Here is a 22,458-nt window from a genome sequence, read left to right on the forward strand (position 1 = left end):
ACACAACTAAAGGAGCGACGCTTATGTCAATCGAATCACTCATCCACACACCCGAATTTGAAGGGAGATTGCCCGTAGAGACTGAGCGTAAATTCATGGCTATCTTTCCGGAAAAACTCACCGATCTGCGCAAAGAAGCCGAGCCGATTGAACAGTTTTATCTATCGCACCCAGACGAGCCATTCAGCCTACGACTCCGCTCAACCCTTAAGCGTGATACCGGCGAGCTGCAGTATGAAGCAACTCTCAAGGATAACGGCCTTCGAAGTAACGATGGTTTGCGTCGATTAGAAGTAACGACTGACATTAGCCCCGAGTTATATGAATACTACCGCAGCGACGAAACGCCAGTTATCCGAAAACTACGCGCTGAACCGCTGCCGGGTGTCGTCATTGATTTTTTCGAACACGACGGCCTGGTACAAGCTGAATTAGAAGATGCTGGATCATTACAACAATTCATTAACCAGTTTGGTAATATCTTCATGGAAATAACCGGTGAAACAATGGCCACCAGCGAGTGGCAGGCGCACTACGACTTCCGGCGTGAGCACGAGGGTCGCGAGGCGCTGTCAATTCAGCCGGAGCTTGACATCAATGATATTGTTTCTGATATTCTTACCTCTACCACAAATTCTCCGCACATCATCCATATCGCTGGCCGTAGTGGCTCTGGTAAATCAACCATCGTCAAACAACTCCGCAAGCGGCTGGATGAGCTCAACATTAACTCAATTACTATGTCGACTGATGACTACCACCGTGGCGCAACCTATCTTTATTACCGCAATAATCATCAGCCATGGCAGCACTGGGATGACCCGTTTGTATACGACACCGAAACAATGGCCGTCGATCTACAGAACCTCATTAATAATAAGGAGATATACCATCGCCACATGAATTGGCAAACCGCGGAGCCTTATGTACAGGGTATGGTCAGCCCAGCAGAAGTAATTATCATTGAGGGCATCTACGCCAAGTCGCCCGACATTATCACCGACAACAGTGTTGTCTATGAGATACCAACCCCACTTGCCACCTGTATCGGTCGGCGTATCCTGCGTGACCTTAACGAACGCCCGCAATTTTGCGACCCCTCGGAAAATCTACTCTATTTATTGAGTGAGGCCGAGCCAGCATATCGTGCTCAACAGCAACCAACCAATGCTTGAGGGGATGAGGGCTCACTTTGGCTTTCATTAATCCGATGGTCGACTGCTCGCACAAACCCAATCACCTTCCCCTCGCCAACCCACCGCTGCTCGTAGGTTGTCATGATTCGGGCATCGCTCTCCTCATCAAGTCGCTCCGATTCGTGCAGATCAAACGTTAGCTCCCGAAGCTGCCAGCCAGCCATCACCAGCTGCTCCAAGCTCCAACAGAAAAAGTCGTGATCATCGTGCTTGAGTAGTAGCTCACCGCCCTCATTAAGCAACTTTGCGTACTGTGTTAGAAAATGTGGATGCGTCAAGCGTCGACCGCTAGAACGCCGGCGTGGAAACGGATCAGGAAAGGTAATCCACAGCTGGCTGAGCGATCCAGCCTCGCACAACTCACCCAGCTGATCCGCCCGTGCCCGCACAAACCAGATGTTCGTGAGGCCACGCCGCTCGGCCTCACGTGCCCCTTTTTGCAATCGATCGGCCTTGACATCAACCGCCAGAAACCGCTGCTCGGGATGGCGCGCCGCTAGCTCGACACTAAACAGTCCCGTTCCCGCACCGACCTCCAGCACGTCAATTGGCCGTGGTCTCCACTCATCACACTCAAAACAAAGCGGCGAATTGTTAAACAATGCAAATTTATACTTCTTGCGTCGCCGGGTGATGACGAATTGATTTGGATCGACAAAACTCATACTTTTCATTATACTAAACTCATGATGGATACGCTTATCAAACAACTGTTAAATTCGTCGCGCTTTGATGAATGGATGACCGAGCATGGACTAGGCTGGCTGGTAAGCGAGCGGATGGTTGAAACGGTCAGTATCGTCATTGGCGCGGTTATCGTTTATTATCTTGGCCGCATCTTCATTACTTGGGCAATTCGCTACGCGATCCACTCCACCGCCAAGCACCGCTCGTGGCACCGCAAAGATATTGAAAAGCGCGAAAATACGCTGACGCAGCTGATTCGTAGTTTTTGGCGCATCACCATCATTGCCTATATCGCCGCCATGGTCGCCAGCAAGTTATTCTACTTTGACTTGTCACCACTGTTTGCCAGCGCCGGCATCATCGGCGTGGCGCTCGGGTTCGGTGCGCAGTCACTTGTCAAAGATTTTCTGGCCGGCATCTTTATCATCGCTGAAAATCAATATCGCGTCGGCGACATCGTTGACGTCATGGGTGCGAGCGGCACTGTCGAGCGCGTCGGTACCAGGTCAACCGTGCTCCGCGATGCTGACGGTAATGTGCACTACTTACCAAATGGCACCATCCAGCATGTCATCAACAAAACGATGGGGTATAGTATGTCGCGCTTTACCTTGCAGCTCGATCCAAGCACCGACATTAGCCGCGCCGCTGATATCATCAACGAGACCGGTCAGCAATTGAGCAAGGAAAAATCTTGGGACAAGAAAATTATTGAACCGCCAAAATTTGTCTCCGTCGGCGATATCACCGGCCGCTCGGTCGAATTGATCGTTGCTGGTAAGGTCCAGCCATCCGATCAATGGGCGGTTACCTCAGAGATGCGCCGCCGGCTCCTCAAAGAATTTGAAAAACAAGAGATTGAGCTAGCTGTTATCCCAACAGCGATAACGCATAAAAAGTAATATAACTCACTCTGACGAACCGTCTTGACCCTGTGTCGTCGTACCGCCCGCGCCGTTGCCGCTACCACTGACGCCCAGCTGATCATCACTCAACACATCGCTGGCAAATGCCCGCGCACCATCGGCTTTCTTTTCTTCTTGCTTATACTTTTGCAGAAAATCATCCAGCACTTTGCCCGTCACCTCACCCTGCGCTTCAAACATGTCTCGATTATGATTATTGGAATTATCAATCTGCGCTCGATACGGTACATAATCTGGCCGACTCAAGTCCACTCGGAAAGCGTCTGACGAGTAATACAAGTGCATCGAAATACCAACGAGCACGATCGACACCACGATCACGCTAACTACCATCGTCGGTAACTTATGCTGCATAATTAACCTGGCCATCCGGCGACCGAGTCGCTTAAACTTATCCACGACCACCTCCGCCCGATAGCTTCACTTTGAGCTGCTCTACCGCCACGCGATAATCCGCTGCCAGTTTACTCATCGTCGTCACCGACTCACTGACCTGTCGACGTGCGTCGCGCGTCTTGATCAGCTGTGCGTAAAATTCGCCCGGTTTGTCGGTACAATCTGTCCTGACCAGCGCCGTCAAATTGGACTCATACTCATTGTACTGCTGGGCAAACGCCTTGCGCGCCTCCTCGTAGTCGCGAGCGATCATCACCATCCGCGAGCTATCGATCTGCGCTAGCGCCAAGCGGCTATTTAGTTTGGCGATGAGATTAGTCGATATCGTGTTGTATGCTTGGCCGGCGTTAACCCGCAGCAAGGCATCGTTATGCTGAATCCGCTGCAATGTCGAACGAATGGACTGACACTGACTGCGAACTAGATGGAGTGGCGGTGAATTTGGTGTGGTTTGTGCCATGGCGATATGCGGCCATATTACCAAACCGACCAGGCTAACGCCACACACAAAAAACGCGAGATTACGAAGGTATTTCATCCTCTGTATTATCTCGCGTTTTTGCGTTTAGGTCAAACTGTTGCTACTATTTCTTAAAATGCTTTTTGGTATCAGCTTTGACTGTACGAGCAGTCTCGGCAACAACATCCCCTACTTTCTCAGTATCAGCCTTAACTGTACGGGCAGTCCCCGCAGCGATGTCCCCTATCTTTTGGACACCAGCCTTGACTGTCTTGGCGTCATCTTTTGCAGCAGCTTGAGCTTTCTTGGTCATTTTGGCAGTTGCTGTTTTTAGCTCACCAGCTTTTTTCTTGATATCGGCACGAGTTTCTCTACCGCTTTTTGGCGCGGCTAAAATACCGGCTGCAAAACCTGCTGCTGCTGCACCGAGTACTGTTAATACTTTTTTCATATATCTCCTTTTACTTTTATTGGGTTTATGAATCAAAATAATGTATTTATTTTTTACGAAAGAGTTGCACAACTTCAGTAAACAATTTTACTGGAGACAGCCACTCGGTTGCCTGGGCGATGTTAGATACCGTCGCCTCGGCATGATTAACGAGGCGCTTGAGCTTCGTCAATAGTGCAATTATTACACCGAACAAGACGATAATCGTCACCGAGTGAATAATAATCACCGCAGTCATCAGTATAATAACTGTTTGCATATCTTCCATACCCTTCCTTTATTATTATAATTTTTATGTTCGTCGTATTGACTGCTGTTATGATAGCATAGACGTTTTAAAATGTCAATACTTATATCATCGGCTAATGAGGCCGTCCCACCGCAAGCCATCCAGTGCCGCCGCAAATCGTGGATCGTCCTGCAACTCAGCAGTGATTTCAGCGAGTGGCTGCCCACCAACATACCGACGCAAAATCTCGCCCCGTATCTGGCGGAGACTGCCGGTGAATTGCGATTGTTTGGTGTAGTGGCGACTAGCGGACAATTTACCCTTGCCCTGAGCCTTCAGCTCACTGCCATAATCCATCAGCGCCCAAAACCACTGGCGCGGCTGGGCGCGGTCCATCGTTCGCTCAACGACGGGCAGTATGTCGCGATCCGCTACCGCTGTCTGATCGGCAAAGAAATGATTGAGATAGACCGTGCGAATATTGGTTTCGATGAACGGCGTTGGCACTTGGTATGCGTAGTTCATGATGGCACCAGCGGTATTGACGCCAATACCTGGTAGTTCAACGAGGTCATTTAGTGTGGCCGCCGGAGCGCCAGCGGCGATGGCTCGCGCTGTTTGGTGGAGGTATCGAGCGCGGCGGTTATAGCCCAGCCCCTGCCACGCACGTAGTACCTCAGTCAACTCGGCGGTTGCCAGTGACTCAATGTCTGGAAACGCAGTGGTAAACTCTCCGAACTTCGTCAATACGCGAGCAACCTGGGTTTGTTGCAACATCAATTCACTCACCAGCACATAGTAGAGCGTTGGCTGATCACGCCACGGCATTAGTCGGTACAGTTCACGACCTTTTTGGTGGATCAACTCCCGGAAATCATCAGTATTCATTGCTTTAGTATACGCGAATAGGCCTGACAACGCCTAATTGTGCTATAATGGCACGGTTATGAAAATATTTTTTAGACGATACATTTCAGAATTTGTGTACGGTGCGGTTGACGGCACAGTCACAACCTTTGCCGTCGTGGCAGCGTCGGCTGGGGCCGGCATCTCCAGCGCGGTTATCCTCATTTTAGGCATTGCAAACCTCATCGCCGATGGCTTTTCGATGGGCGCCAGTGCCTACCTGGCAGCCAGCGCTGAGCACGAAGAATCAGCCCGCGATACGCAAAAGCGAGCCTCTCCTAAAATCATCGGCACAGTTACATTTTTGGCCTTTGTTGCCGTGGGTAGCGTGCCAGTATTACCCTACCTGGTCGACGTGGTCGCCAGCTTAAAAACGCCAAGCACCAGCCTATTTTATGTTAGCTCCGCACTGACAGCGGTCGCTTTCCTGGCGATTGGTTTCACTAAAGGTAAAGTCGGTAATCAATCACCATGGCGAGAAGCCACCGTCACCTTGCTCCTCGGCGCGGTCGCCGCTGGACTGGCCTACTTTGCTGGTGATGTATTGGCGGCGTGGTTGGGCGTTCAGTTATAGTCCTTGTGGCCACCACTTCAGCACAAAGTCCCGATAACCTGGCGCGAGCTTGTCAGTAGTTTCAATCTCCGCTCGAGCAAGCCAAATCGGGCGCTCCTCGCCGCCATCACAGGCCCGGTCCGGTAACTCAATATTACCGTCAACCGTGGCTGTATAGCCAAGAATAATTTTATGGTTTTTAGCAGTGGTATCATGCGGATCGCGTACATAAAAGTCAGCTGGAGTGGCGTCAATTGTTATACCCAGCTCCTCGCGCAGCTCTCGCTCTAGTGCCACGTCAGGCGTTTCGCCAGCGTCAATATGCCCGCCAGGCAAGCCAAAACCATCATCGTGCGGATAATACATCAGTAGCACACGCTTGCCATCACTGTTATACAGCGCCACTTTTACACTGACTTCATGTCGATCATACATTACCTCCAGTATATCCGTTTCGCTATGATTCGGCAATTTATTCATGCTACAGTAGAACTATGAGTGGTCATTCTTCCTCACCTGCTATGCCCGGTATCAATCTGGGCGGTTGGCTGGTGCTCGAACGATGGATGACGCCAAGCGTATTTGCTGGAACGGACGCGACCAACGAATATGAATTATCTAAAACCGCGAACGGCCAGGCGCGCATCCAGCAGCATCGACAAACATTCATCCAAGAAGCTGATCTCAAGTGGCTGGCGCAAGCTGGCATACGACTACTACGGCTGCCGATTGGCTACTGGGCGCTCGAGGACCAACCGCCGTATATATCAACAAAGCCGCAGCTTGACTGGCTGATGGACACAGCGAAACACCATGGCCTACAGGTACTACTCGACCTCCACGCCGCACCTGGTGCTCAAAACGCCAGCGACCACAGCGGTAGTGGAAATACCGGTAACGTTCAATGGTATCAACGCGCCAATCAGCGAAAAACCACACAGATATTGCTGGATATCGCCAGTGAATACGGCGAGCATCCAGCTCTATGGGGCATCGAACTGCTCAATGAACCGCTGGTGAACACCCGACGTGAACGATGGCAGTTGTGGTGGTGGACACGCAAAACGAGCCGAACATTGCGTAGTAAATTGCCGCCTCATGTGCGCCTCGTAGTCTCTGATTGCTATCAGCCAGCCTGGTGGTCGGGGCGCGTCGGGTCTAATACGCTGGATATACATCATTATCAGTGCTTCTCCGACACAGACAATCAAGCGACATCGCTAACTCACCACCGTCAGGTGCTTGACCAACGGTCTGGCGAGTACCGCGATTATGCCCAGCAGCAGCCATTGATCATCGGCGAGTGGAGTGCTGCCCTGCCGCCAGGCGTTGCCAGCGATAGTACCGAATACACCCACTGCCAATCGCAACTTGCCGTACCAGCAAACGTCGATGCTTGGTTTTATTGGAGCTACAAGACCGAGAACCCTGGAGCGTGGAATTTTCGCGATTGCTACACCAAGGGGTGGTTTGACGGTATGCTTAGCTCGCGGTAGATGGTATAATGGATACATGTCTTTTCCTAAATTAATTTACAGTATCGCAGTCCTGGTCATCATCGCTTGGGTATTGAGCATGGTGTTTCGCCTTGCCGCCTGGTTGATTAACGGGTTGCTTTACGTTGCAGTTCTGGTTGTTATCATTGGTCTTATCGCACAATTTATCAGCCAGAAAAAGCGACAAAAATAACTCGCCTGTCACTATAGAATAATCACGGCAGTTTGTTCTGCCGTGATGTATGTTATAGTCCTAATTCTCGTAACTGCGCTGGATCAACTGTTGATGGTGAGTCCATCATCACGTCAACGCCCGAACCGTTCTTTGGAAAGGCCAAGGTTTCGCGGACATTTGTTTCGTCGATGAGCTCCATGAGGATGCGGTCAACGCCAAAGGCACAGCCAGCGTGCGGCGGTGCACCGTATTTGAAGGCGTTTAGCATGGCGCCAAACTTTTCCTCGACGTAGCTTTCGCTAAAGCCAAGTAGATCGAATACTTTATATAGCACCGCTGGGTTGTGGTTACGCACACCGCCGGAGCAGATTTCGTAGCCGTTCATCACCATGTCGAATTGATCGGCGACGATGGCCAGTTTGTCGGCGTCAGTCTTCGCCGACTCCAGTGCCTGCAACCCGCCCTTTGGCATACCAAATGGATTGTGACCAAAGTCAAGCTTCTTGCCATGATCATCCCATTCATAAAACGGAAAATCGATAATCCAAGCCAAGGCTACCTCATCCGATTTTTTCAAGTTGAAGTGAGTGGCAAATTCGTTTCGCAGACGGCCAAGCACGGCGTTGACGACTGGGCGAGTGTCAGCACCAAAGAACACGGCGTCACCATCAGCCGCACCAGTTTTTTGCTGAATCGCCGTAAGCTCTGTTTCACTCAAGAACTTAGCAATTGGTGATTTTGCCTCGCCATCTTGGTAAGTGATGTAAGCTAAACCGCCCGCCCCTTCACTTTTAGCAATGTCAGTGAACTGATCAATTTGCTTGCGGCTGAGGCTAGCGCCATTTTTAACACAAATCGCCTTGATACACGCGGCGTTTTTGAACACGCCAAATTCAGTGTTGGCAAATACATCGGTCAACTCAATCAGCTCCATGCCAAAGCGCAAATCTGGCTTATCCGAGCCATAGGTCTCCATGGCGTCGCGGTAGGAAATGCGCGGAATCGGCTGGCCATCGCCTACCGACAGATCACTCAAATCCAGCAATTTCTTGCCAGCAAAATCGGTCGCGAGCTGCCGTATCAGCGGCTCGACTTCCTGGCGGACTTCCTCGCCGTCTTCCACAAAGCTCATCTCCAAATCCAGCTGATAAAACTCGCCGTACAGTCGATCAGCCCGCGGATCTTCATCGCGGAAGCAGGCTGCCAGCTGGTAATACCGCGGCACGCCGCCAACCATCAACAGCTGCTTGAACTGCTGCGGCGCTTGCGGTAGAGCGTAAAACTTATTTTCCTGCAAACGACTGGGGATTAGAAAATCGCGCGCACCCTCGGGGCTAGAATTTGCCAAAATCGGCGTCTGAATCTCGATGAAATCGTGGTCATCCATGTATTGATGCATCCGTCGGTACATTTCGGCACGTTTTTTCAGCATGTCCTGCATCTTTGGACGGCGCAAGTCAAGGTAGCGATACTTAAAACGCAAGTCTTCGCCCGCTCGGTTTTCCTCAGCAAACGGTTGGATTGGCAGAGTTTCAGCACGGTTTAAAATTTCCAGGTTTTCCACTACAATTTCCACATTACCGCTGGCGATATTTGGATTCTTCAGACCCTTGCCACGTTCTGCCACCACACCGCTGACGCGAATCACAAACTCATCACGCAGGCTTTCCGCCAAACGAAACGCTTCCGCCTGCTCAGGATTAATCACTAGCTGCACCAACCCAGTATGGTCACGCAGGTCAATAAAAATCAGCCCACCGTGATCACGCCGGGAATGCACCCAGCCAGCCACCGTAGTCATTTCTCCAACACTATCAGGGGTATGTATCGCCAAAACTCTCTTTTTCATATCTGTTATTATAGCATATTGATGTGTTTTTTCGCCTTTGGCGTCACCCGCCGGCCGCGCGGCGTGCGTTCGATAAAGCCAATTTGTAGCAAATACGGCTCGTAAAAGTCTTCAATCGTCGTCGCTTCGTCACCTGTCAGCGCAGCAATGGTCGTCAGCCCCACCGGATTATCACCATAATTTTCCAGAATTGACTGTAGTAAATTGCGGTCGGCTGGGTCCAATCCCAGCTCGTCCACTTCCAACATTTCCAAAGCACTCGTTGTCGTTTTTACATCAATTATGCCATCGCCGTTGATGTCGGCATAGTCGCGCACGCGCTTGAGCAGGCGATTAGCGATGCGCGGTGTCAAGCGAGCCCGTGTCGACAACAGGTTCGCTGCTTCGCGCCGAATCGACGACTCCAGGATGGCTGCACTCCGTGTCACAATTTTAGCGATATCCTCTGGCTCGTAAAATTCCAGTCGGTAAATATGTCCAAACCGATCGCGCAGCGGCGCTGCCAAACTACCCGTCCGCGTTGTCGCGCCGATGACCGTAAACCGCGGCAAATCCAACCGAATTGACCGGGCTGCCGGGCCTTTACCGATGACGATATCCAGCTTGAAATCTTCCATCGCCGAATATAAAATCTCTTCCACTGCCCGGCCGAGTCGATGAATTTCATCGATGAACAAAATGTCGCCGTCCGCCAAATTCGTCAAAATTGACGCCAAATCACCCGCCTTTTCAATGGCCGGGCCGCTGGTGATGCGCAAATTTGTCCCCATCTCGTTAGCGATCACTGTCGCCATGGTGGTCTTGCCCAATCCTGGCGGGCCGTACAGCAGCACATGATCCAATGGCTCACCGCGCTTCTTCGCCGCGTCAATCGCTAAGCGCAAATTACGTTTCAATCGCTCCTGGCCAACATATTCATTAAAACTCTGCGGGCGCAGACTGACTTCAATCCGCTGCTCCTCGGAATCGTCGTCATGCGGGCTGGTATCGACTATTCTTTGAATTGCCATTATAAGCTCCTGTAATATTCTTTTAGCATCTTAGCCATCAGTCGCTGCCGCTGTTTTAAAAATTCTTCATAATCAACGGCCACCGCCTTCATTAATAAAATTGGAATTGCATTATCACTAAAGTTGCTTTTTAGTTCATCCTCGCCAGTAATATCACTGTGATGGTCATTTTTATTACTTAAAATATCGCTTAAGTAATCGCGAGGGGCTAAATCTCCGACTGAAATATTTATATCATTGCGCAGATGTACAAAATTAGCAATTCTATTGTATTTAGTTTTATCATAGCCATGCTTAACTAAATAATTTTTAGGAAAAATGTGATGCACGTCATCAGTCGCCAAATCTCTGGCAATATTATTTTTCGACAAGAAGCCTTGCTTTAGTAATTTATTCTGCGCCGCAACAAACATGTGCCAAAACGGATTATTTATCGTCGGCTTATCAAGCTCGTCAACCAATGTTGAGTTCCAAAATATATCAGATAATTCCTGCTTTTCCAGCGTAGCAACAAATTTAGCCAAATCTCCAGGATTTTGAATCCGTTTAATATCCTGCTCAAACTTAGTTTCAAAACTACCGGAATGGCGACCAGTCAGTAACGAAATTGCCAGCAATCTACGAACTAGCGAATTAGCTTCGGCATGATTTTCGCCAATATCAAATAGCCGCAGGTACATTGCATAGGCGTAATTAACGGCATTGCGAGCAATCAACATACTAGGTTCGTCATAACCGCTGCCGCGCAAAATGTTTTGCACAAAATGCTTAAATTTATTTTCGTTTGTAAATTGGTACAAACCCTTCTCAAGCTTTCGGAAGGACTCGTCAGCAATTTCTTTTTCATCCTGGCGAGTTTCAAAATTACGGCCCGAAAGCAATGCCACGATATCGCCAAGTTTGCCCCTTGCAAACTGCGTCAAACCAACAACCCGAATAATATCATTATATGATGGGTCATACAGGTCGTCTGTTTCATTTTTAAGCCAAGATATTTTCGTAAAATAATCAGTTTTAGCAAATTCTGTATCGTTTTCCTTAATAATATCAAACTGCTCGGGGGCAACCGACAGATGTGCAAAATAATCAATAAATTTACGGAGTTTCATGCCCATTTCATCGCCCGGCTCGTTCTCATAAACCGCAATTTTACTCATTGCAAAATCGGCATTACTGAGATTAACGCCGCTGGCATTAATTCGGACAAATATTTCATTTACTATATTGATATCCAAAGACGGACTAAGCTGGATTTCGCCAATTTGCTTATTTTTAATTTGGATCAAACGGTTAAGTCGCGTATTAACCTCTTGGCGCGTTAACGACGGATTTTTTTCTGCATATTCTTCAACAAACGTCAGCGTATCATAGCCGTTTACCATCACTTCAGCAATATCGCTAATCCATTCTTTACCGCGAATAGTTGAAACTGTACGAGTACGAAACTCCTCAGTCAGCGGATTAAACGATATAGCAATCCGTTTTTTCTTATATTTTTTATCTATCACATCAAGCCCGCTAATCGCTGCCCTGAGTGCAGTGATACGTTGCTGGCCATCAATCAAAATACGTTTGCCCTGCGACGTCGACCCATCCTTCAGCTTCACGTCTGGGTTTTGCCAAGTAATGATATAGCCGACTGGATAGCCTTGATATAACGAATCCATCAAATCGCGTACCTGCCAACTCATCCATACAAACGGCCGCTGGATCTCCGGAATAGCAATTGCACCGCTTTCTACCCAGGCCAGAATAGTGCTAATTGGCGTTTGATTAAGAGAAAATTTTGTATCTTCCATATATGTCTATTATAGCACCCTGAGAATGAGACCTACGTTAAGATGTAGTAGTAATCACCCCTCAAGTGTCTCCCAACGAATCCAAAAACACAAACTCCATAAACAACATCACGAACTAAATATTTCAAATAAAGAGACCCTACTTCTTCAACGCCTCGGTCACCCGCTGTGCCGTTGGCAGGTTGACATCGATATTTTCCAGCGCCTTGGTGGCGTCAGCCAAGGTGTAGCCCAGCGCCATTAGTGCCTCTAACGCTTCGTCGGAAGTATTCAATTCAGTCTGGACTGGCGCGGCCGCTCGGCCGTACTGCGTCGGTAGGCCAACTTTATCGCTCAAATCAACCACCACGCGCTCAGCAGTTTTTTTGCCGACACCAGCAGCTTTTTGCACGAAGGCGCTATCGGCGTTAGCAATAGCGTTGCGTACGTGCTCCGCATCGCCAAGGCTGAGAATGGCTAGCGCCGCCTTCGGCCCGACACCCTGAACGGTGATCAGCATTTCAAACAATTTCTTCGCTGCCAGACTTGAAAAGCCAAACAATTCTTCCGCTTGCTCACGCACATGATGATAGGTATAAAACTTAGCGTCTTGATCCAGCGCCACCGCCTCGAAATCACCAGCCGACACGCTCACTTCATAGCCGACGTCGTGAACGTCAATCACGATGCTGCCCGCGCCAAACTTTTCAGCGATCGTGCCAGAGAGGTGGGCGATCACGGTCGTCTGTCTCCGCCGCCCGGAGGATTGGTTGGGCCGGGCGAGGTGCCGCCGCTGCCACCGCCTGAACCGCCACCGCTGCCACCGCCACTGCCATTACCGCCGCCCGGATTTTGGTCGTCATCGCCGGTACTACCACACGACGCAGTCTTTCGCGAATGTTTCGTCGCATCAAATTTGTCTTCGCTGATGGTAATGAGACGTTTGGTGGCTAGGTCACAGACGGTGATCTGCTTAGTAGTGGACGTCTGCCGACAATCAGCAGCGTTCTTGGAATATTTAGCGGCGTCAAATTGATCTTCAAAAATTGACTCCATTTGCTTGGTCGCGAGGTTACACACCTCGATCTTTGGCTTGGTCTGATCGCATTTCTCGGTCGGGAGGGCGCTCGAGAGGAAATATTCTTTGTAAGCACCGGGGCTAGAATCATCAGCCAGGCCGCCATTACTACTACAGACGTTTCGCTGGACAACGCCGTTTGGCACATCAAAACCAGTTTTCGCGCCTGCCAGCAGCTTGGTCATCGTCGCCCGCCAAATTGGTGCCGCCACATCCGAACCGCCGCTGTTCATGACCTTATTGTTGTTATTGCCGACCCACACGCCGACAGCATATTGCGGCGTATAGCCAATTGTCCAAGCATCGCGGTTATCATTGGTGGTACCCGTCTTGACAGCGACCGTTTTACCGCCCACCGTCAGGCTGCTACCAAACATCCCCGCCCGCGCGGCATTATCCGACAAGATACTGGAGATAAGATAGGCGCCACCCTGACTGATCGCTTGGCGCGTATTGGCTGTTTTCCACGAAGCGTTTTTGTTGAATTTGTCCCTAACTTCGGTGATGAGATTGAGTGATTCGTACTGCGTACCGCCATTGGCAAAGGCCGCGTAGGCATTAGTCATCTCGCTCAGGCGCACCTCAGCCGAGCCAAGTGCCAGTGACAATCCGTAATTTTTGTTTTCGTCGAGTGTGCTAATGCCGAGCTTCTTGGCGGCTTGGATGGAACGATTGATGCCATACTTTTGCATGATCAGAACGCTCGGGATGTTCAGCGACCAGCTGAGTGACTTGCGCGTCGTCACTTTACCATTCCAGCGGCGGGTAGCATTATAGGGTACGTAGCCATTAAAGTCGGTTAACTTATCATCAAAAATTGTTGCCGGCGTAATCACGCCATCAGCCATCGCTTGTGCATAATACAGCGGCTTGAAGCTCGAGCCAGGCTGCCGCGGCGTGGTCACCATATTGACCTTACCCCACTCGGCATTATTGTAATCAGCACTACCGACCAGAGCCCGCACTTCGCCAGTTTTTGGATCAATGACGATACCGCTGGCGTTGGTGCCACCGAGGCGATTGATCTGCTTCATTTGTTTGGTGATATTCTCCTGGAGGAGATGCTGCGTGTCGAGATTCAGCGAGGTCTTGACGCGGTAGCCTGAACGCATGACTTTTTCGTAACCGTATTTGTCACTGAGCTGTTTGATGACCATCTCGGCAAAATGCGGCGCTTCGGAATTTGTGTGAGCCGCACCGCCGCCAGTATATGCCAGCTGCGTGGCTTCCGCCTGCTGCTTCTGTTCCTCAGTGATAAAGCCTTCGGTCTGCATCCGACCGAGCACCGTCTTTTGGCGCTGCTTGGCGTATTCGGCATTACCGCTGATCGGCGAATAGCGGCTTGGTGCCGGTAGCACGCCAACTAGCATACTACTCTCAGCCAGTGTTAAATCCTTTGGCGATTTATTGAAATACACCTTGGCCGCCTCCTCGATACCAAAGGCATTTTCACCAAAGTACACCGAGTTGAGGTACATCATCAAGATCTGCTCTTTGCTGTAATTTTGCTCGATGGCGATAGCCATGAATAGCTCTTGGTACTTGCGCATAAAGCTATGTTCATTGCTGAGCAAATTGTTCTTGACCAGCTGTTGCGTCAAGGTCGACCCGCCACCGTGCCGCGTGATCGCTGCCCGGAAAATACTGAAAATATTAAAGCCGCTGTGCTTGTAAAAATCCTTATCCTCACTGGCGATCAGCGCCTTTTTCATACTCTCGGAGATATCATTCAGCTGCACCAAATTCCGCCGCTCGGCATTACCAACGCTATAAATCACCTTATCCTTGGCGTCGGTCAGCACGATACCGGTATTATTGCGGTTCATCAGCCGCTCCTGATCAGCAATGTCGCGGGCATAGTAAAGATAGCTGGCAATCGGCACGATGATCAAAAACAGTAGAATTGGCAGCAGACACACCATAATTTTTTTCGGCCGGCTCAGCCGCCAAAACCACAAAAAGTGTTTGTGTTGACGCGGTAATTTACCAGGTTTTGCCTTGACTTGACCGAGATTGGCATACCGACCCATGTGCGGCGGCTGCTTCTTTATCGGAGCTCGTTTTCCCTTGCCTAATTGCACCATATATCAATTATACCACGCTGGGGCGCGTCATCGCTGCGTGAGTGATGGCCGCCGCGAGCGCGTCGGCGCAGTCATCTGGCTTAGGCGCCTGGCTAAGGCCTAGGTTGAGGCGTACCATTTCTTGGATCTGCTTTTTATCAGCCTTGCCATAGCCAGTTAGCGTCTGTTTAATCTGTAGCGGCGTGTATTCACTGATCACGAGGCCCGCTTTATGCCCAGTCAACATTGCTACACCACGAGCATGAGCCACAGAAATAGCGGTAGTAACGTTGCGCGCAAAAAATAATTTTTCAATTGACATCACCTCAGGTCTAGTCTCAGCGATAATCTCCGTCAGGCCATCAAAAATCTCCGCCAGCCGCTCGTCTAGCGGTGTGTGTGCCGGCGTCTTGATCACGCCAGCCGTCACCAGCCGGTAGCCGCCCTGCCTCGCGTCAATCACGCCAAAGCCCAAAATGCCAGTCCCTGGATCAATGCCAATAATTCTCATGTGTTTATTATAACACCTGGCCGGTGACAGTGATTAATGCGATGACCACCTCGACGAGCTACTCACCAAATTATCGCTTGCCGCGCGTGATAGCGTGTTTCAGCCAGCCAGCAGCCCGGCCAATTTCCCAGCGCCACTGCCAGCCAGCATAACCAACCGCCAGCAGACTGACGCCGCCGAGCACCCACCAGCCCCACATCGCGCCCGTCACCTGCTTGACCTGCTCCGGCGCAAAGCCGGGTTTCGGTGCAGTAGCCAGCGCGACCTTGCGGCAGCGCTTCGTCTTTGGATTGCGCTCAAAGCCTTCGGCACACTCCTTTAACACGTCACTATCAGCGGCAATTTTCTTACAGCGCCCGGTGGCGGGATTACGAAACTTACCATCGGGACATGGCTTTAGGGTTTTGGCGGCCGCGGCTGCAATTGACCGGCACCGACCGGTTATCTCGCTCCGATAATACCCTTCACGACACGGCGTTTGGGTTTTGAGCTTGCTGATGTTGCGGCACCGACCGGTTTCTGGTGAACGATATTGGCCGGGCTTACACGGCGCGAGTTCTGGCTCGTTCACGATATTACGGCAGCGGCCCGTTGTCGGTGAACGGTACTGCCCCGGACGGCACGGCGTCGGCACTGGCTCCACCGGCTCCTTGACACAACGGCCCGTGAGCTCGTGACGCACATAGCCCGCCTTACAATCTGGCCACTGCTTGAATTCGTTGGGCTGAGCCGGTGTCGGCAAAATGTCACCTTCCATTCCCCGTCAAGCAGGCTCCACGACGAGTCCTTGGCCGCGCCAGCAAATGATGTCTGGTCAATTTCATTGCCGCTCTCGTCCAGCACGTACACTTCGCCGCCGCCGGTCTTTGTTAATTTGAGATTTGTCTCTGCCAGCCGAACGACATGCAGCGCCCTGGCCGCCAGTTCAACACCCCTGAACGTGTGCGTCGTGTCCTTGTGCTTACCCCGACCTTTGACGAGAATGGTGCAGCCCGTAAGGTCGAGGTCGCTGGTCCCGGCATTAATAATCTCGATAAACGGTGCGTCGACATTGGTCGCGATCTCGTGTAATTTCAAGCCGCTGCAGCGATTACTCGGTGGCGCCGGATCAACTGGCGGACGCGGCTCGTCAGGCTCACTGCACGCTGGCAGCTCACGAAGGCGCGGCGCCTCGCCGACCGAAAAATCGCTGACGTTATTATCCGTATCAGTCACCACGCCATTTGTTTGGCAGCGCCAGGCGTGTAGCTTGCCGCCTAGCTTAATCGGGCTGCCCTCACGCTCTGAGGCCGCGCCCCAGCCAACCAGATCCGACACCCGCCCATCACTCATCACCAATTTGACAGAGCCGCCGGTTTTTGCCAGCACTTTCTTGCTATCAAACCGCAGGTCAGCCTGCTCATCAGCTAGCTGTCTATCACCGACCACCAACGCCCCACCCGCCGGTACTACTAGGTCGGTCGAGATTGTTTTGAGCGTCGTCACCTGTCCCTTCTGATTAACATACTGCAGCGTCCAACCAGCGATATTGGCTGGCCCTGACGATAGATTATAGAGTTCGACGTAGGTACCGCGCGCTGCATTGAGGCCGACTTTGGTGATCAAGAGCCTGGCTGATGCGCGAGCCGCGGCTGACGGTGCAGGAGGTTCAGAAGGCGTTGGCCTGACCGGGGTGGGTGTTGATGGGTCTGCCGGCGGTGTTGACGGAGCGGGTGTAGACATAGACGTACCGCCAGAAGCTATATCCGGCGTGGCCGCCGCTGGGGCTAGTGGCCTGGTCGGAGCCGCCGGGCTGGGTACTGGATTGGCTGGCTGGGGCGCAGGCGTGTCCGTTGGCGCAACCGGTGTCAAGTCACTAGCAGGAGGTGTGGCCTCTGGCGGGGAGTCACTCGCAAACGCTACCACCGGCTGAAACACCAGCGCAATTATCGTTGACATAAGTAGTAGGCGGGTCAAAACCTTCATCGTGAACTCCCTGCTTGGCTTATGTTGACTAATTATTATTGTAAAAGAAATTCCTCCGAAACGCAAAAAGAGCACCGTCGGGGGCGCTCAATACATAGTCAATACATGGCCTAAACGCAGGTCACTCCGCAGTGATATCAGCATTGGTATGCACATTCACCACGTCGTCCAAGTCGTCCAGCGCATCAACTACCTTCATCAATTTCTGTGCGGTTTCCATATCAGCAATCTCAACTGGCGTGTTAGCGATGTAGCGCAGCTCGGCGTCTTTCACCTTCAAACCCTGTTCAGCCAACTGATTTCTAACACTCGCCAAATCCTTCAACTCCGTGTAAACAATGATCTCGCCGTCTTCCTCGACCGCATCTTCAGCACCAGCATCCAGCACTTGCAGTAGCAATTCTTCGCCCGTGCCCTCTACGGTGATCACACCCTTGCGAGTAAATTGAAACGCCACACTACCAGCGTCAGCGATGCGCCCGCCGTTCTTCACCAACGCCGTTTTGACTTCTGGCAAGGTACGGTTACGGTTGTCGGTCGCCGTCTCAATGATGATGCCGACGCCGCCAGGACCATAGCCTTCATAGGCAATTTCCTCCAGTGCCGCCGCGCTTTTATCAGCCACGCGGTCAATCGCCCGCTGAATGTTAGCACTCGGCATGTTGGCTGCCTTGGCTTTTTCAATGGCCATTGCTAAACTTGCATTCAATGTCGGATCGGTACCGCCACGCGCCGCAATTGCAATTTGATTACCCAATTTCGTGAAAATCGCACCACGCTTTGCATCAACAATCGCTTTCTGCCGGTGTGTCGTCGCCCATTTACTGTGTCCTGCCATGTGTCTATGCCTCCAGAAAATTCGTTTCTTTTAGTATAGCAGAAAATGGACGAGGGGTTAACTATCGACCTGGTTGGTGGTGTCTTCTGAGAGAACGAAGCCACCACAATTTGATTCTATGCGTACCTCCCAGATATGCACACCATCGTGATATTCTTCTTTGTTGATATATACACCATACTGACGAGAGATAATCCCCTTATCAACATATTTCTGTAGTATACCTCTGACATATCCCTCGATCATATTCCCACTCCTCCGCTCCAACACATCCAGCGGAGGTTGTAGAACAGGATACTGACGCTCCCCTGACAAAGCTTCACAATTATTTGTTAAATATACCCCAGGAGATGCCTCGCCTAACTCCGCATCCAGAGGAGTAACCTCCTCACATTCAAGGTCTGCGTTGGTCTGCAGGACATCTTTTCGATGTCGGGAGTTCCTTTTGGCAATAGCCATCACAAAATACGATAACTCTACGTCATCAGGTGTCAGCTCGCCTCGCTCCCGCTGCTCATCAAAGTCATGAATAAATTGACGTAACGTCTCATCGCTAGCCTTATCGGCTGCAACGAGGGGTGCTATCGCCTCATTCATGCGTTTCGAACTTTCTTCTTTAATCACAGCCAAGGTCTGGGCGACCTTCGTTGACTCCTGAATTTGCTGCATCTGCACAGACGCTGCTTCTCTAATTTCCCTACACCGCCTGTCGAACTCCTTCCGAGCTTCCTTAATTTGTCTTTCTTGGTTAGCTAAAACTTCCGCGCGTTGCCGCTGATCGCCTCGCTTGGTCTCATGCGTTTTATCGCTGTATTCGTTATATACATTGTCGATTGTCGTATATATTCGACAAAACTCCTCAAGTGTCATCGGAGCGGCTACTCCTTGCTCCCCCTGCGTCTCGTCACCACCTTGCATATCCCCACGGACTTCAACCTCATCAGGCTGTTGCTCACCATAATTATTCGATGCGGCTGCTAGCCTCTCCCATGAAGCTGCTAGATCCTGGCCTTGATTACTGCTATCTCCACCTATTCTTTCTTTGCCCATTTCATTCCTCCAGATTGAATAATGTTATACCTCTCTAGCCATCGCCCGAGGATTGAACCTGTACCCACCCGTCCCAAGTGATCAGCCGAATAACCTGATAGTAGTACACTTATCAGGTTTCCTCAAGCATGAGCGAGATCGGCAGCCTGCCACAATCGTCCACGGCTACTCAACCACATTACTCTCACGCAGCCGCAGCCCGGTCTGTCGCCGCATCCACCACATTGCCCCGATAATGACGAGGTAGGTAATGATTACCCATAGCCAGCTCAAGTTCACCTCCAGCTGCGCCCAGTCCAGCCCTGCCAGCCACGTGGCGACGCCGACCATATACTGGAGCAGCCACGTCGTCGGCGCGGCGACGAGTCCAGCCACCACCGACACATCCGCGCACACACCAACCACAAAGGTCAGCAGCATCGCCAGCGGCACCAATGGCAGAATGAGCACATTCGCGATCAGCGCCACGTTACTAATCACACCAAACGACGCTACCAGCAGCGGTAACGTCATGATCTGGGCCGACACCGTCTCGCCGATAATCTGCCGGATCACCCCGGGCGGCTTCGTACCAAAAAAGTATCGCTGCAGCAGCGGCGCCAGGATAATCACCCCGCTAAACGCCGCGAAACTCAATTGCCAACCGAGGTCATTCCAGCCAAACTGCGGATTGATAAGTAGCGTCATCGCCGCAGCGACTGGTAGCAGCACCAACGGATGAATCGTCCGGCCATAATACCACGCGGCTAGGCTGAGGCTCGCCACCAGCCCGGCCCGCGACATGCTCGGACTGAGGCCGGTCATCGCCATAAAGCCAATGATCATCACACCGGCACTCAGTGCCGCCAGATATTTCGACACCCGAACGAACAGTCGCCGCGCCAGCCGCACTAAAATTGTTAAGTTATAGCCGCTGGCCACGATAACGTGCGTCAAGCCTGCGACCTGCAGCGCCGTCATCAATTCCAGCGGCAATGCCCGCCGTAAACCCATCAAGAACCCGAGGCCCAGCGCCGCCTCCGACTCCGGCACGTACCGTCGCACCCGCTCCGCAAACCAATCACGCACGCCCACTGCCACGTCGCCCGGCTGCTCGCGCGTCACTCGTTCAACCGCTGCCCGCGACATCCGCGCCGCAAACGCCCCAAACCCATCGCTCAGCACACCCCGCACAGTGACCACGTCGCTGCGTTTAATCGCCTGGTTATGTCTCGTCACCACCCAGACACTACCAGGTAGCCGCCGATCATTACTCATGATATCACCCAGGCGCAGCACTGTCTGCTCCTTTTTATCGACATCAGGATCTTCCAGTACCCGCCCGCTCAGCCGCACCGTTTGACCGATTAGCGTTTGATAGTGCTCTAGGCCGACCTGCCCCAGACTGCCTCGCCACAGTCCAATGAGCGCTCCGCCGATCAAGGCTACTACGACCAGCCAGCGCCGCGCCCCAACGAGCGCCGCTAGGGCCAATACCATTCCCGCTACTAACCACATCCAACCAGCGAACAACCCGTACGGCGCTCGCATCACGCTGATAACGCCGATGACGATGCCGACACCAGCCGCCGCCAACAGCCACGACACATGCAAACGCTGAGTGAGGCCGAGAGACTTCATATTGTTAGTATACGCGAAGCGCGGCCAGACTTACATCAAATCACCTGAAATGGATACAATAAAAATCCTAGTTCATGAACTAGGATTGTACTCCACGTGGAGGGCCCACCGGGGCTTGAACCCGGGACACCCTGCTTAAAAGGCAGGTGCTCTAACCAACTGAGCTATGGGCCCGCACATGACGCGCAGCGCAACGAAGCGAGAACGCGACTTTTCACATTTTATCACAGAGAAGCAGCATTTTCAACGCTTTGTTTTCTTGGAGGCGGGCGCCTTGGCCTTGAGTGGCACACTCATATCAAGCAGCCCCGCTACCAGCCCAACGGTCGCCGCATAGCGCCACCAGTCGCTCAGCAATTTGTATGTCTTCATCGCATCCGCATCCAAGCTCATAAACTTGCCCAGTGGCCGCACCAGCATCGCCGCTGCTAGCACGCCGACTAGCACTGCCGAGATTAGCCGCAGTAACTTGCCAGGCCCCTTTGGCCCAGTAACTAATAATAGCACCAGCGGCCCCACCGTCAGGATAATCGTCGCGATAACACCGTTCGGCAATCCCACTACGCTACTAACACCTAGCCCGCCGATCACCCCGGCCAGCCACTCCGCCCATAATTCTGCCAACAGTGCACCAGCCGCTAGTGCCAGCGCCAACACGCCAAATCGCCGGTTTAACACGAAAGCTAGCGCCGCTACCACCACGGCTACACCACCAAATAACAACACTACACTCATCGCTTCCCCTCCGTCGTAAACCGCGCAGTGACGCCCGGCTTGATACCATGCTCCTTGGCACTACCCGCCGGCAGCTCTAACACGTACCGCGCCGGAACTGGCGTGTGATATACCTCATGCGGCTCATTGTCAGGCCAGACATCACGCTTGACGTGCACGACCTTTTTCTTGGCATCTAGCCAGATAATATCAATCGGGACGCGCATATCCTTCATCCAAATTGGTATATCACCGTCTTTCTCGGCCACGAACAACATCCCCTCGCTCTTACCCAGCTCCTGCCGACCGCCCAAGCCCCGCGCCCGCGTCTCGTCCGTATCAGCGACCTCTACTCGAAATGTACCCTTACCAATATCAACAGTCGTGTACGTCTTATTCATCTGGCGCGACACCGCCCATACGCCGTAGCCGACCCCGGCCAGCACACCGAGTACGATCACCCAAACGATGATCCGCTGCACTATCGACGCCGACTTCGCATTCATA

24 protein-coding genes and 1 tRNA gene are annotated in these 22,458 nt (G+C 51.8%); 4 read left to right on the forward strand and 21 right to left on the reverse strand.

Features of this window, described 5'->3' with window-relative positions:
* Window positions 1-23: 23 nt before the first annotated feature.
* Window positions 24-1,175, forward strand: a complete 1,152-nt coding sequence (locus FBF29_03755; GenBank protein QJU07784.1) for a hypothetical protein — start codon at window positions 24-26, stop codon at window positions 1,173-1,175.
* On the opposite strand, the gene trmB is transcribed toward FBF29_03755, so the two are convergent.
* Complete coding sequence (trmB, locus tag FBF29_03760) at window positions 1,151-1,870, reverse strand: tRNA (guanosine(46)-N7)-methyltransferase TrmB (GenBank protein ID QJU07785.1); 720 nt, start codon at window positions 1,868-1,870, stop codon at window positions 1,151-1,153. The two genes, FBF29_03755 and trmB, sit on opposite strands and share 25 nt — an antisense overlap.
* 12 nt (window positions 1,871-1,882) lie before the next feature.
* On the opposite strand from trmB, the gene FBF29_03765 reads away from it, so the two are divergent.
* Window positions 1,883-2,785, forward strand: coding sequence for a mechanosensitive ion channel family protein (locus FBF29_03765; GenBank protein QJU07786.1), 903 nt, complete (start codon window positions 1,883-1,885; stop codon window positions 2,783-2,785).
* A gap of 6 nt (window positions 2,786-2,791) precedes the next feature.
* Here the strand turns inward: FBF29_03765 and FBF29_03770 are convergent, their stop codons facing one another.
* The 5 genes from FBF29_03770 to FBF29_03790 all read right to left on the reverse strand — a co-directional run bounded on the left by FBF29_03770 (window position 2,792) and on the right by FBF29_03790 (window position 5,233).
* On the reverse strand, window positions 2,792-3,208 hold the full coding sequence (locus FBF29_03770) for a hypothetical protein (GenBank protein QJU07787.1): 417 nt from the start codon (window positions 3,206-3,208) through the stop codon (window positions 2,792-2,794).
* Complete coding sequence (locus FBF29_03775; GenBank protein QJU07788.1) at window positions 3,201-3,743, reverse strand: hypothetical protein; 543 nt, start codon at window positions 3,741-3,743, stop codon at window positions 3,201-3,203. Before FBF29_03775 ends, FBF29_03770 begins: the two co-directional genes overlap by 8 nt.
* Window positions 3,744-3,789: 46 nt before the next feature.
* Window positions 3,790-4,116 (reverse strand): hypothetical protein, encoded by a 327-nt coding sequence (locus tag FBF29_03780; protein QJU07789.1) that lies wholly within the window; start codon window positions 4,114-4,116, stop codon window positions 3,790-3,792.
* Between the two features lie 46 nt (window positions 4,117-4,162).
* Window positions 4,163-4,384, reverse strand: a complete 222-nt coding sequence (locus FBF29_03785) for a hypothetical protein (protein QJU07790.1) — start codon at window positions 4,382-4,384, stop codon at window positions 4,163-4,165.
* An 87-nt stretch (window positions 4,385-4,471) separates the two neighbouring features.
* Window positions 4,472-5,233 carry an A/G-specific adenine glycosylase gene (locus tag FBF29_03790; protein ID QJU07791.1) on the reverse strand — a complete coding sequence of 254 codons (762 nt, stop codon included), beginning with the start codon at window positions 5,231-5,233 and terminating at the stop codon, window positions 4,472-4,474.
* A 58-nt stretch (window positions 5,234-5,291) separates the two neighbouring features.
* Here FBF29_03790 and FBF29_03795 point away from each other — a divergent pair, with 58 nt between their 5' ends.
* The gene (locus FBF29_03795) at window positions 5,292-5,825 is read left to right on the forward strand and encodes a hypothetical protein (protein ID QJU07792.1); all 534 of its coding nucleotides are present in this window, start codon (window positions 5,292-5,294) and stop codon (window positions 5,823-5,825) included.
* Here the strand turns inward: FBF29_03795 and FBF29_03800 are convergent.
* Complete coding sequence (locus FBF29_03800; GenBank protein QJU07793.1) at window positions 5,820-6,239, reverse strand: NUDIX hydrolase; 420 nt, start codon at window positions 6,237-6,239, stop codon at window positions 5,820-5,822. The genes FBF29_03795 and FBF29_03800 overlap by 6 nt on opposite strands.
* Window positions 6,240-6,298: 59 nt before the next feature.
* Between FBF29_03800 and FBF29_03805 the strand changes: the two genes are divergently transcribed.
* Window positions 6,299-7,300, forward strand: a complete 1,002-nt coding sequence (locus tag FBF29_03805) for a hypothetical protein (GenBank protein QJU07794.1) — start codon at window positions 6,299-6,301, stop codon at window positions 7,298-7,300.
* A gap of 245 nt (window positions 7,301-7,545) precedes the next feature.
* Here FBF29_03805 and aspS read toward each other — a convergent pair whose 3' ends face one another.
* The 14 genes from aspS to FBF29_03875 all read right to left on the reverse strand — a co-directional run bounded on the left by aspS (window position 7,546) and on the right by FBF29_03875 (window position 22,457).
* Window positions 7,546-9,324: an aspartate--tRNA ligase gene (gene aspS, locus FBF29_03810; GenBank protein ID QJU07795.1), complete on the reverse strand. Its 1,779-nt coding sequence runs from the start codon at window positions 9,322-9,324 to the stop codon at window positions 7,546-7,548.
* An 8-nt stretch (window positions 9,325-9,332) separates the two neighbouring features.
* A complete protein-coding gene (gene ruvB, locus FBF29_03815) occupies window positions 9,333-10,334 on the reverse strand; it encodes a Holliday junction branch migration DNA helicase RuvB (GenBank protein ID QJU07796.1) in 1,002 nt (333 codons plus the stop codon).
* Complete coding sequence (locus FBF29_03820) at window positions 10,334-12,133, reverse strand: DUF262 domain-containing protein (protein QJU07797.1); 1,800 nt, start codon at window positions 12,131-12,133, stop codon at window positions 10,334-10,336. The genes ruvB and FBF29_03820 overlap by 1 nt, the downstream gene beginning before the upstream one ends.
* A 139-nt stretch (window positions 12,134-12,272) precedes the next feature.
* Window positions 12,273-12,851 (reverse strand): Holliday junction branch migration protein RuvA, encoded by a 579-nt coding sequence (gene ruvA, locus FBF29_03825; GenBank protein QJU07798.1) that lies wholly within the window; start codon window positions 12,849-12,851, stop codon window positions 12,273-12,275.
* A complete protein-coding gene (locus tag FBF29_03830) occupies window positions 12,848-15,274 on the reverse strand; it encodes a PBP1A family penicillin-binding protein (protein QJU07799.1) in 2,427 nt (808 codons plus the stop codon). Before FBF29_03830 ends, ruvA begins: the two co-directional genes overlap by 4 nt.
* A gap of 7 nt (window positions 15,275-15,281) precedes the next feature.
* The gene (gene ruvC / locus FBF29_03835) at window positions 15,282-15,764 is read right to left on the reverse strand and encodes a crossover junction endodeoxyribonuclease RuvC (protein ID QJU07800.1); all 483 of its coding nucleotides are present in this window, start codon (window positions 15,762-15,764) and stop codon (window positions 15,282-15,284) included.
* A gap of 70 nt (window positions 15,765-15,834) precedes the next feature.
* Window positions 15,835-16,446, reverse strand: a complete 612-nt coding sequence (locus FBF29_03840) for a hypothetical protein (protein QJU07801.1) — start codon at window positions 16,444-16,446, stop codon at window positions 15,835-15,837.
* Complete coding sequence (locus FBF29_03845; GenBank protein QJU07802.1) at window positions 16,332-17,729, reverse strand: hypothetical protein; 1,398 nt, start codon at window positions 17,727-17,729, stop codon at window positions 16,332-16,334. Before FBF29_03845 ends, FBF29_03840 begins: the two co-directional genes overlap by 115 nt.
* Window positions 17,730-17,850: 121 nt before the next feature.
* Window positions 17,851-18,567 (reverse strand): YebC/PmpR family DNA-binding transcriptional regulator, encoded by a 717-nt coding sequence (locus FBF29_03850; GenBank protein QJU07803.1) that lies wholly within the window; start codon window positions 18,565-18,567, stop codon window positions 17,851-17,853.
* Window positions 18,568-18,624: 57 nt separating this feature from the next.
* Entirely contained in the window at window positions 18,625-19,617 is a 993-nt protein-coding gene (locus FBF29_03855; GenBank protein ID QJU07804.1) for a hypothetical protein, read from the reverse strand.
* A gap of 165 nt (window positions 19,618-19,782) precedes the next feature.
* The gene (locus FBF29_03860) at window positions 19,783-21,237 is read right to left on the reverse strand and encodes a ComEC family competence protein (protein ID QJU07805.1); all 1,455 of its coding nucleotides are present in this window, start codon (window positions 21,235-21,237) and stop codon (window positions 19,783-19,785) included.
* A gap of 97 nt (window positions 21,238-21,334) precedes the next feature.
* A tRNA-Lys gene (locus tag FBF29_03865) sits at window positions 21,335-21,411 on the reverse strand.
* A gap of 69 nt (window positions 21,412-21,480) precedes the next feature.
* Entirely contained in the window at window positions 21,481-21,972 is a 492-nt protein-coding gene (locus tag FBF29_03870; protein QJU07806.1) for a hypothetical protein, read from the reverse strand.
* On the reverse strand, window positions 21,969-22,457 hold the full coding sequence (locus FBF29_03875) for a DUF192 domain-containing protein (GenBank protein QJU07807.1): 489 nt from the start codon (window positions 22,455-22,457) through the stop codon (window positions 21,969-21,971). Before FBF29_03875 ends, FBF29_03870 begins: the two co-directional genes overlap by 4 nt.
* Window position 22,458: the final 1 nt, after the last annotated feature.

It is taken from the genome of Candidatus Saccharibacteria bacterium oral taxon 488 (genome assembly GCA_013099015.1).
Lineage (GTDB): Bacteria > Patescibacteriota > Saccharimonadia > Saccharimonadales > Saccharimonadaceae > Nanosynbacter.

Bases quoted from the DNA above. Each gene is read 5' to 3' on its own strand.
- FBF29_03755 (QJU07784.1), top strand. From the start codon at position 24: ATGTCAATCGAATCACTCATCCACACACCCGAATTTGAAGGGAGATTG.
- trmB (QJU07785.1), bottom strand. From the start codon at position 1,870: ATGAAAAGTATGAGTTTTGTCGATCCAAATCAATTCGTCATCACCCGG.
- FBF29_03765 (QJU07786.1), top strand. From the start codon at position 1,883: ATGATGGATACGCTTATCAAACAACTGTTAAATTCGTCGCGCTTTGAT.
- FBF29_03775 (QJU07788.1), bottom strand. From the start codon at position 3,743: ATGAAATACCTTCGTAATCTCGCGTTTTTTGTGTGTGGCGTTAGCCTG.
- FBF29_03780 (QJU07789.1), bottom strand. From the start codon at position 4,116: ATGAAAAAAGTATTAACAGTACTCGGTGCAGCAGCAGCAGGTTTTGCA.
- FBF29_03785 (QJU07790.1), bottom strand. From the start codon at position 4,384: ATGGAAGATATGCAAACAGTTATTATACTGATGACTGCGGTGATTATT.
- FBF29_03790 (QJU07791.1), bottom strand. From the start codon at position 5,233: ATGAATACTGATGATTTCCGGGAGTTGATCCACCAAAAAGGTCGTGAA.
- FBF29_03795 (QJU07792.1), top strand. From the start codon at position 5,292: ATGAAAATATTTTTTAGACGATACATTTCAGAATTTGTGTACGGTGCG.
- FBF29_03800 (QJU07793.1), bottom strand. From the start codon at position 6,239: ATGTATGATCGACATGAAGTCAGTGTAAAAGTGGCGCTGTATAACAGT.
- FBF29_03805 (QJU07794.1), top strand. From the start codon at position 6,299: ATGAGTGGTCATTCTTCCTCACCTGCTATGCCCGGTATCAATCTGGGC.
- aspS (QJU07795.1), bottom strand. From the start codon at position 9,324: ATGAAAAAGAGAGTTTTGGCGATACATACCCCTGATAGTGTTGGAGAA.
- ruvB (QJU07796.1), bottom strand. From the start codon at position 10,334: ATGGCAATTCAAAGAATAGTCGATACCAGCCCGCATGACGACGATTCC.
- FBF29_03820 (QJU07797.1), bottom strand. From the start codon at position 12,133: ATGGAAGATACAAAATTTTCTCTTAATCAAACGCCAATTAGCACTATT.
- FBF29_03830 (QJU07799.1), bottom strand. From the start codon at position 15,274: ATGGTGCAATTAGGCAAGGGAAAACGAGCTCCGATAAAGAAGCAGCCG.
- ruvC (QJU07800.1), bottom strand. From the start codon at position 15,764: ATGAGAATTATTGGCATTGATCCAGGGACTGGCATTTTGGGCTTTGGC.
- FBF29_03845 (QJU07802.1), bottom strand. From the start codon at position 17,729: ATGAAGGTTTTGACCCGCCTACTACTTATGTCAACGATAATTGCGCTG.
- FBF29_03850 (QJU07803.1), bottom strand. From the start codon at position 18,567: ATGGCAGGACACAGTAAATGGGCGACGACACACCGGCAGAAAGCGATT.
- FBF29_03855 (QJU07804.1), bottom strand. From the start codon at position 19,617: ATGGGCAAAGAAAGAATAGGTGGAGATAGCAGTAATCAAGGCCAGGAT.
- FBF29_03860 (QJU07805.1), bottom strand. From the start codon at position 21,237: ATGAAGTCTCTCGGCCTCACTCAGCGTTTGCATGTGTCGTGGCTGTTG.
- FBF29_03870 (QJU07806.1), bottom strand. From the start codon at position 21,972: ATGAGTGTAGTGTTGTTATTTGGTGGTGTAGCCGTGGTGGTAGCGGCG.
- FBF29_03875 (QJU07807.1), bottom strand. From the start codon at position 22,457: ATGAATGCGAAGTCGGCGTCGATAGTGCAGCGGATCATCGTTTGGGTG.